Source organism: Kribbella antibiotica (assembly GCF_004349055.1).
GTDB classification, from domain to species: Bacteria; Actinomycetota; Actinomycetes; order Propionibacteriales; family Kribbellaceae; genus Kribbella; species Kribbella antibiotica.
Genome location: NZ_SMKX01000249.1, coordinates 1 through 7,604, shown reverse-complemented (window position 1 = coordinate 7,604; position 7,604 = coordinate 1). Strand labels below are relative to the sequence as shown.

Below are 7,604 nucleotides of genomic sequence, written 5' to 3'. Positions count from 1 at the left end.
GCGGTGTCTTTGGGGCGGGTGGGGATGCAGGCGGCGATCGCCAGGGCGACCAGGGCTGCGGCGGCGCCGATGATGAGGACTAGGCGGAAGCCGTTCTCCGACGGCAGGGTGTAGGTGCCGAAGTTGATGGTGAGTTGGGCGAGGATGACGCCGGCCACGGCGCTGGAGACCGAGGTGCCGATGGAGCGCATCAGGGTGTTGAAGCTGTTGGCTGCGGCGGTTTCCGAGACCGGGACCGCGGACATGATCAGGGCCGGCATCGCGCCGTAGGCGAGGCCGATGCCGGCGCCGATGAGCAGTGAGACAAGCACAATCTCCCAGACCGATCCCATGAAGATGCTGCCCACGCCATAGCCGGCGGCGACCACGATGGCGCCGAGCATCAGGGTGAGTTTGGGTCCGCGGGCGGCAGAGATCTTTGCCGACAAGGGCGCGGTCACCAGCATGATCAGGCCGGACGGGCCCATCACTAGGCCGGATGCGAGCATCGACTGGCCGAGCCCGAAACCCGTTGCCTTCGGCATCTGTAGTAGTTGCGGCACCACGAGCGACATTGCGAACATCGCGAACCCGAAGACCATCGACGCCAGGTTCGTCAGCAACACCTGCGGCCGCGCGGTGGTGCGCAGGTCGACTAGAGGCTCGCTGGTACGGCGTTCCCACCAGCCCCACACGAGGATTGTGACGACCGCAAGCGCGAACAGGCCCAGTGTCGGAGCGCTCGCCCAGCCCCAGTCGCCGCCCTGAGAGATTGCCAGCAGCAACGAAACCAGGCCGATCGACAGGCCCACACCGCCCAGTACGTCGAAGCGTCCACCCGAACGCACCGCGGACTCAGGCACGAACCGCACGACCAGCCCGAAGATGATCACGCCGAGTCCGGCCGATACCCAGAACAGTGCGTGCCAGCTGATGTTCTCGGCCAGCAAGGCCGCGGCGGGCAGCCCGAGAGCCCCGCCGACGCCGAGAGATGCGCTCATCTGGGCGGTCGCCGTACCGAGGCGTTCGGAGGGTAGTTCGTCACGCATGATGCTGATTCCCAGGGGAATCACGCCGGCCGCGAAGCCCTGGAGAGCGCGGCCGACGACGAGCGGGATCAGCGAGTTGCTGAGCGCGGCGACGATCGAGCCGGCGATCAGGATGCCGATGCTGATCAGCAGCATCCGGCGCTTGCCGTACATGTCGCCGAGCCGCCCCATGATCGGCGTTGCGACAGCGGCCGCGAGCAGCGTGGCGGTGATGGCCCAGGCGGTCGAGCCGGCCGACGCATTCAGCAGTCGCGGCAGCTCGGGGATGACCGGGATGACCAGGGTCTGCATCAGGGCGACCGTGATGCCGGCCGATGCAAGGACCGGTACGACGGCGCCGGCGCGCACAGGGGGAGCCGCAGGGACAGCGGACATCGGGGTGCCTCCGAGGGGACGAATAAATAGTTGGTTTCCGCAACCAAAGGCTAAGTCAGGCAGTTGACTTAAACAAGATAGCGAGGCAAAGTGGAAGGAGATCAACGCGGAGGTGATGTCTCGTGACCGAACGTGACGCGATCGACTATCCATTGGCGCCCATTGCGGCCATCGAACCCCCGGAGGAGTGGGCGGAGCTGCGGCAGCAATGCCCGGTGGCCCACGTCCGGTTGCCCAGCGGCGACCAGGCAACCTTGCTGACCCGGTACGACGACATTCGGCAGCTGATGTCCGATCCCCGCTTCGCGCGGACCTCGAGCGAGGAGGGCGCGGCCCGGGTTTCGATGCTGGACCAGCAAGAGTCAGCCGTCCCGCGCCTTGGCGAAGGTCACCAGCGCTGGCGGCGGATGCTGACGAAGTGGTTCACCGCGAAGCGGATGGCCGTCCTGCGGCCGCGGATCGAGGCGATGGCCGAGCAACTCGTCGACGAGATGGTCGCGCAGGGTCAACCGGCCGACCTGCGCGCGAGCTTCGGTTACCCGCTCCCGGTCTGGGTGATCTGCGATCTGCTCGGCGTGCCGAACGAGGACCGCGACCGGTTCTCGCACTGGTCCGACACCTTCCTGAGCGTCAGCCGCTACACCCAGGAGGAGGTGGACGCCGCTCAGACGGAGTTCACCGAATACATGGCCGGTCACGTCGATGTGAAGCGCGGCGCCCCCGGCGACGACCTGCTCAGCGACCTGATCACCCGCGCCGACGCCGCCGGTGAGTACCTGCCCAACGATGCACTCGTTGCCACCGGCAAGGGTCTGCTGATCGCCGGGCACGAGACCACGACGAACATGATCGGCAAGATGATGGCGATGCTGCTCGCCGATCGTTCGCACTGGGAGCAGTTGCTCGCCGATCCCGAGCTGGTCCGCACCGCGGTCGAGGAAACCCTGCGGTACGACGCCAACGCCGGCTTCGGCCTGACGCGCTACCTGGATGAGGATGTCGAGCTCCCGGGTGGCACCCTGACCGCCGGTACGACGGCCATCCTCAGCCTGGGTTCGGCGAACCGCGACGAGTCGGTGTTCCCCGATGCAGCCGAGCTCGACCTGTCGCGCAGTCCGAATCTGCACATCTCCTTCGGCGTCGGGCCGCACTCGTGTGTTGGCCAGTCGCTGGCCCGGACCGAACTGCAGGTCGTCCTGGAGGTTCTTCTGCGACGCCTGCCGACGCTGGAACTCGCCGTACCGGTGGCGGAGTTGCCCCCGGTGGAGGGTCTGCTGGTCGGCGGTCTGCAGAAGGTTCCGGTGCGCTGGTGATGATGATGGCCAAAGTGGCTCGAACCGACCGTACGTCGGCGACTCGCGAGCTGATCCTGGACACGGCGGAGCGGATGTTCGCCGAGCGCGGGATCCACGAGGTGTCCAATCGGCAGATCAGCGAAGCGGCCGGCCAGGGCAACAACACCGCGGTCGGCTATCACTTCGGGACCAAGACCGATCTGATCCGGGCCGTCCTGCGCAGGCATTCGGCGGCGATCGAGGAGCGTCGTGCCGAAATGGTCGTGGCGGCTCAGGGGAGTCGCGAGCTTCGGGACTGGGTCGAGTGCCTGGTTCGTCCGTCGACCGACTACCTGGCGTCGATGGGTGTGCCGACCTGGATGGCTCGGTTCAACGCCCAGCTGATGACCGATCCTGCGCTGCGCGAGGAGATCTACGACGAGCTCCTGATTCCGCCGTCGATGCTGCAGATCATCGACGCCCTCAACGAGTGCATCGGTGAGCAGTCGATGCCGGTGCGGATGGAGCGCGGCGCGATGGCCCGCATCATGATCGTCCAGATGCTCGCCGACTACGAACGTGACCTGGCCGAAGGTCGAGCGACCGCGCGGACCAGTTGGCACGACATGGCGACCGGCCTGATCGACGGCATCGTCGGGATCTGGACTGCGCCGGTGACACAATGAGTGTCCTGATTGTGGGTGCGTCGGCAGCGGGGCTGTCGACGCTGGAAGCCCTGCGTAGGCAGGGATATCAGGACCCGATCACCGTGCTCGGTGCCGAGACCTACCTCCCCTACGACCGGCCGCCGCTCTCGAAGCAGTACCTCTGCGGCGACTGGGACGAGCTCCGCACCCGGCTACGCCCGGAGGAGATGCTCGCCAAACTGGACGCCAACTTCGTCCTCGGCGACCCGGCCGCAGCGCTCGACGTGAACCGACGAGTGGTGAGCACTGAGTCAGGTCGCGAGCTGTCGGCCGACTCAATCGTCATCGCCACCGGCCTCCGCGCACGCCGCTTGCCAGGCCAAGAGGGTCTCGCTGGAGTGCACGTGCTTCGGACCCTGGGCGATGCCGACGCGTTGCGCCGCGACCTCACCGATTCTCCGCGAGTAGTTGTCGTGGGGGACGGTGTGCTGGGGGCCGAGATTGCTGCTACTGCTCGCAAACTTGGCTGCGCAGTGACCATGGCCGGCCCGCAGGCTGCTCCGCTCGAGAGTCAGTTCGGGACAATCGTGAGTGGGCTGCTGGCTGATCTGCACACGGCCGAGGGCGTCGAACTACGACTAGGTACGGCGGTCAGTGGGCTCACCTCGGCGACTGGCCGCGTGACCGGCGTACAGCTGGCTAATGGGGAAGTCCTGCCGGCGGACGTTGTCGTAGTGGCGCTGGGCGCGACTCCGGCGACTGAGTGGCTCAACGATAGTGGGCTGACTCTCGACAATGGGATTGTCTGTGACGCGCAATGCCGGGCGGCAGAGGGAATCTACGCCGCTGGTGATGTCGCGCGGTGGCAGCATGACGGGCTGGATGCCTTGCTGCGCTTGGAGAATCGGACCAACGCCACCGAGCAAGCCGCCTGTGTCGCTGCGAACATCCTCGGCGAAAACCGTTCGTACACACCGATTCCGTACTTCTGGACCGACCAGTTCGCCACCAAGATCCAGGTCCACGGCATCCCGACCGCCAACGCCGAGATCGTGGTGGCCGAGGGCGCCCTCGACGAACGCCGGTTCGTCACCCACTACCGCCGCGACGGCCGCACAGTCGCCGTACTCGGCTGGAACATGCCCAAACAAACTCGCCTGCACCGGGAACACCTGGTGCACGGGTGATCCTCATCTGGGGAAGGGGAACGCGATGACAGCAACTCATCAAGCTCCGGAGTATCCGATGGCCCGTGCGGCCGGATGCCCGTTCGATCCGCCGCCGAAGCTGCGCGAGCTGCAGGAGGAGGCGCCGCTGACGAAGGTGGAGGTCTTCGGCCAGACCGCCTGGATGGTCACCCGGTACGACGATCAGCGCCGGCTGATCGGGGATCCGCGCGTCAGCTCGGATGTCTACAAGCCGGGTTATCCGGCCGGCAACCGGATCCTGCCGCGTCAGGACGACGACACCGGGATCGGCTTCATCCTGATGGACGATCCCGAGCATGCACGGATGCGCCGGATGGTGACCGCGCCGTTCATGATCAAGCGGGTCGAGGCGATGCGCCCGCAGGTGCAGCAGATCGTCGACGACCTGATCGACGAGCTGCTGGCAGGGCCGAAGCCGGTCGATCTGGTGCAGGCGTTCGCGTTGCCGATCCCGTCGCTGGTGATCTGCCAGCTGCTCGGTGTTCCGTACGAGGACCACGACTTCTTCCAGAAGAACAGCAGCATCCTGCTGCGGACCAGCGCCTCGATCGAGGAGCGGACCAAGGCGCGCGGCAACATCGGCGGCTACCTGCATGAGCTGATGGGTGACAAGCTCGAGAACCCGAAGGACGACCTCCTGTCCGGGCTGGCCGAGCGGGTGAAGGCTGGCGAGCTGAGCCGCAAGGATGCGGCCGGAATCGGTGTGCTGCTGCTGATTGCCGGGCACGAGACGACCGCGAACATGATTGCCCTCGGCACCCTTGCACTGCTCGAGCACCCGGACCAGCTGGCCAAGCTGCGCGACACCGACGATCCGAAGCTGATCTCCAGCGCCGTCGAGGAACTGCTGCGCTACCTGACCATCACTCACCAGGGCCGCCGCCGCGCGATCCTTGCGGACATCGAGTTCGACGGGCAGATCCTGAAGGCCGGCGAGGGGCTGATCTTCCCCAACGACATCGCCAACCGGGACCCGGAGATGTTCGAGGATCCGGACGCGCTCGACATCACCCGCGATGCGCGCCGGCACATCGCGTTCGGCTTCGGCGTTCATCAGTGCCTTGGGCAACCATTGGCGCGGATGGAGCTGCAGGTCGTCTACGGCACCCTCTACCGCCGGATCCCGACGCTGCGCCGGGCTGTCGAGCTGGACGAGATCCCGTTCAAGCACGACGGCGGCGTGTACGGCGTCTACAACCTTCCGGTCACCTGGTAATCAGAAAGCAGGCATTGCTATGAAGGTCATTGTCGACCAGGACAAGTGTGTCGCGTCCGGTCAATGTGTCACCGCTGCCATGGACGTGTTCGACCAGCGCGACGAAGACGGCATCGTCGTCCTCCTCACCGAAAACCCGCCGGAGTCCCTCGCCGCCGACGTCCACCAGGCCGCCGCCGTGTGCCCCGCCCTGGCCATCGTCGTCGAGGACTGACACCAGCCGAGTCGGGGGCGACCGCCCCGCGCCCCCGCCCCGGCAGTTCAGCCGGGGTGGGCGGCGAGGAAGGTGCCGATGTCGGCCGCAAGCTCGTCGGGGTACTCGCCGTTGATGGCGTGCGAGGCCTCCGGGTAGAACTTGACCGTCTTGTCCTTCAAGGCGCGTTCGGCGGTTGCGCGCGCTTTGTCCGGGTTGTGCATGACTGACTTGCCGGCGATGATCGCGAGCACCGGCATCGTGAGCCCGCCCAGTTGGTCCTCGGTGATCCGGCCGGGTTGCGCCTGGCGGATCGTGTAGTTCTTCATCCCGGCTTCGATCATCTCCGCGACTGGGACGTGCTCGATCGAAGCACCGCCCGCGGTCCAGGAGCTGAAGCTGTCGCGCCACGATCGGGGCAACCACTTCACCGATGCCGGGAGTGAGCGGATGACGACCTGGAACGGGAGTCCGTCGTAGACGTACGGCGCTGCGTCGAGCGTGGTCAGTGTCGCGACATGCTCCGGACGCCGGATGGCGAGATTCACCGCGGTCCAGCCACCGATCGACATTCCGACCACGTGAAACTTACCGCCGGGGAGCGCGGCCAGGGTCTGGTCCAGCCAGGCGGCCTTGTCATCGTCGGAGGTGATCGGCCGGTTCTGGATACTCAGGCCGGGCTCACCGAGTAGATCCAGCGCGTAGACGTCCCCGAGTTCGAGCAGGGACGGCAGGTTGTCTTCCCAGACCGGTGTACCGGACATGGTGCCGGGAATCAGCACGATCGGGCGCTGCTTCGATTGTGCGCCGACGAAGCGGTAAACGCGGACGACGCCGTAGTCGGTGCGGATGTCGAGCGTCTCGGCGGGCTTCGGCATGTCCCGCATCGCCTGGTCGTACTTCGCCAGGTAGTCCTCGTAGCCGTCCGCGCTGTTCCAGTGGCCGACCGGGGACGGCGAGCGCAGAACGAGCGCGGCAGCGACCACCATCGAGCCGACCACCCCGAGGGCGATCAGTAGCCGGCGACGGCCTTTGGGCTTGGTCATGGAGTCTCCTAACCACTTGGTAGGTAATCAGACCATACGGTAAGTTGGGGCCATGCGGGAACCCACCTTCACCGAGCAGGCGCGCCGTGCCCAGCTGATCGACGTCACCGTCGAGCTCGTCGCCGAGCACGGCTACCCCGGGACCTCACTGGCCCGGATCGCCGAGCGGGCCGGCATCACCAAGGCCGCCGTCCTCTACCACTTCCCGTCGAAGAACGCGCTCGTGGAGGCGGCCCAGAACCACGTTCTGACGGCCATCGTCACCGAAGTCGGTACGGCGGTCGATGCCGCCGAGCCCGCCGATGCCCCGGCCGCCTACATCCGCAGCATGATCGGCCACCTCCGCACGAACCCCCGCCATACAAGGATGTTGATCGAGGCCCTGACCGCCGCCGGCCAGGACGCCCGAACCGCAGAACGATCGGCCGCCCGCTGGACCCCGCTCGCCAACCTCATCGCGACCGCCCGTGCCGCCCAAGGCCGCACCGCGCCGATCGACCTCCGCACCGTCGCCCTCGTGATCGGCGGCGGCCTCGACGCCATCGTCGCCGAATCCCTCACCGACCCCACCTACGACACCGCCGCCGATCACGAGGGCGACGGTGCGGAGGTCGATC

8 protein-coding genes are annotated in these 7,604 nt (G+C 66.7%); 6 read left to right on the top strand and 2 right to left on the bottom strand.

Going from position 1 to position 7,604, the window contains the following annotated elements:
* On the bottom strand, positions 1–1,403 hold a 1,403-nt coding region (locus E1263_RS41220; protein ID WP_132177728.1), incomplete at its 3' end, for an MFS transporter.
* A gap of 122 nt (positions 1,404–1,525) precedes the next feature.
* On the opposite strand from E1263_RS41220, the gene E1263_RS41215 reads away from it, so the two are divergent.
* The 5 genes from E1263_RS41215 to E1263_RS41195 are packed head-to-tail and all read left to right on the top strand — an operon-like array spanning position 1,526 to position 5,962.
* Entirely contained in the window at positions 1,526–2,716 is a 1,191-nt protein-coding gene (locus tag E1263_RS41215; protein ID WP_132177726.1) for a cytochrome P450, read from the top strand.
* A gap of 5 nt (positions 2,717–2,721) precedes the next feature.
* Positions 2,722–3,363, top strand: coding sequence for a TetR/AcrR family transcriptional regulator (locus tag E1263_RS41210; RefSeq protein ID WP_420323410.1), 642 nt, complete (start codon positions 2,722–2,724; stop codon positions 3,361–3,363).
* Positions 3,360–4,511 (top strand): NAD(P)/FAD-dependent oxidoreductase, encoded by a 1,152-nt coding sequence (locus tag E1263_RS41205; protein WP_132177724.1) that lies wholly within the window; start codon positions 3,360–3,362, stop codon positions 4,509–4,511. The genes E1263_RS41210 and E1263_RS41205 overlap by 4 nt, the downstream gene beginning before the upstream one ends.
* 25 nt (positions 4,512–4,536) lie before the next feature.
* Positions 4,537–5,748 (top strand): cytochrome P450, encoded by a 1,212-nt coding sequence (locus tag E1263_RS41200; RefSeq protein WP_132177722.1) that lies wholly within the window; start codon positions 4,537–4,539, stop codon positions 5,746–5,748.
* 19 nt (positions 5,749–5,767) lie between these two features.
* The gene (locus E1263_RS41195) at positions 5,768–5,962 is read left to right on the top strand and encodes a ferredoxin (protein ID WP_132177720.1); all 195 of its coding nucleotides are present in this window, start codon (positions 5,768–5,770) and stop codon (positions 5,960–5,962) included.
* A gap of 47 nt (positions 5,963–6,009) precedes the next feature.
* On the opposite strand, the gene E1263_RS41190 is transcribed toward E1263_RS41195, so the two are convergent.
* Complete coding sequence (locus tag E1263_RS41190) at positions 6,010–6,987, bottom strand: alpha/beta fold hydrolase (RefSeq protein WP_132177718.1); 978 nt, start codon at positions 6,985–6,987, stop codon at positions 6,010–6,012.
* Positions 6,988–7,039: 52 nt separating this feature from the next.
* Between E1263_RS41190 and E1263_RS41185 the strand changes: the two genes are divergently transcribed.
* Positions 7,040–7,604, top strand: a 565-nt coding sequence (locus E1263_RS41185; RefSeq protein ID WP_132177716.1) for a TetR/AcrR family transcriptional regulator, incomplete at its 3' end; no start/stop codon positions are given.

Coding starts and splice junctions, on each gene's coding strand:
- E1263_RS41190 (WP_132177718.1), bottom strand. CDS start 6,987: ATGACCAAGCCCAAAGGCCGTCGCCGGCTACTGATCGCCCTCGGGGTG.
- E1263_RS41200 (WP_132177722.1), top strand. CDS start 4,537: ATGACAGCAACTCATCAAGCTCCGGAGTATCCGATGGCCCGTGCGGCC.
- E1263_RS41205 (WP_132177724.1), top strand. CDS start 3,360: ATGAGTGTCCTGATTGTGGGTGCGTCGGCAGCGGGGCTGTCGACGCTG.
- E1263_RS41195 (WP_132177720.1), top strand. CDS start 5,768: ATGAAGGTCATTGTCGACCAGGACAAGTGTGTCGCGTCCGGTCAATGT.
- E1263_RS41210 (WP_420323410.1), top strand. CDS start 2,722: ATGGCCAAAGTGGCTCGAACCGACCGTACGTCGGCGACTCGCGAGCTG.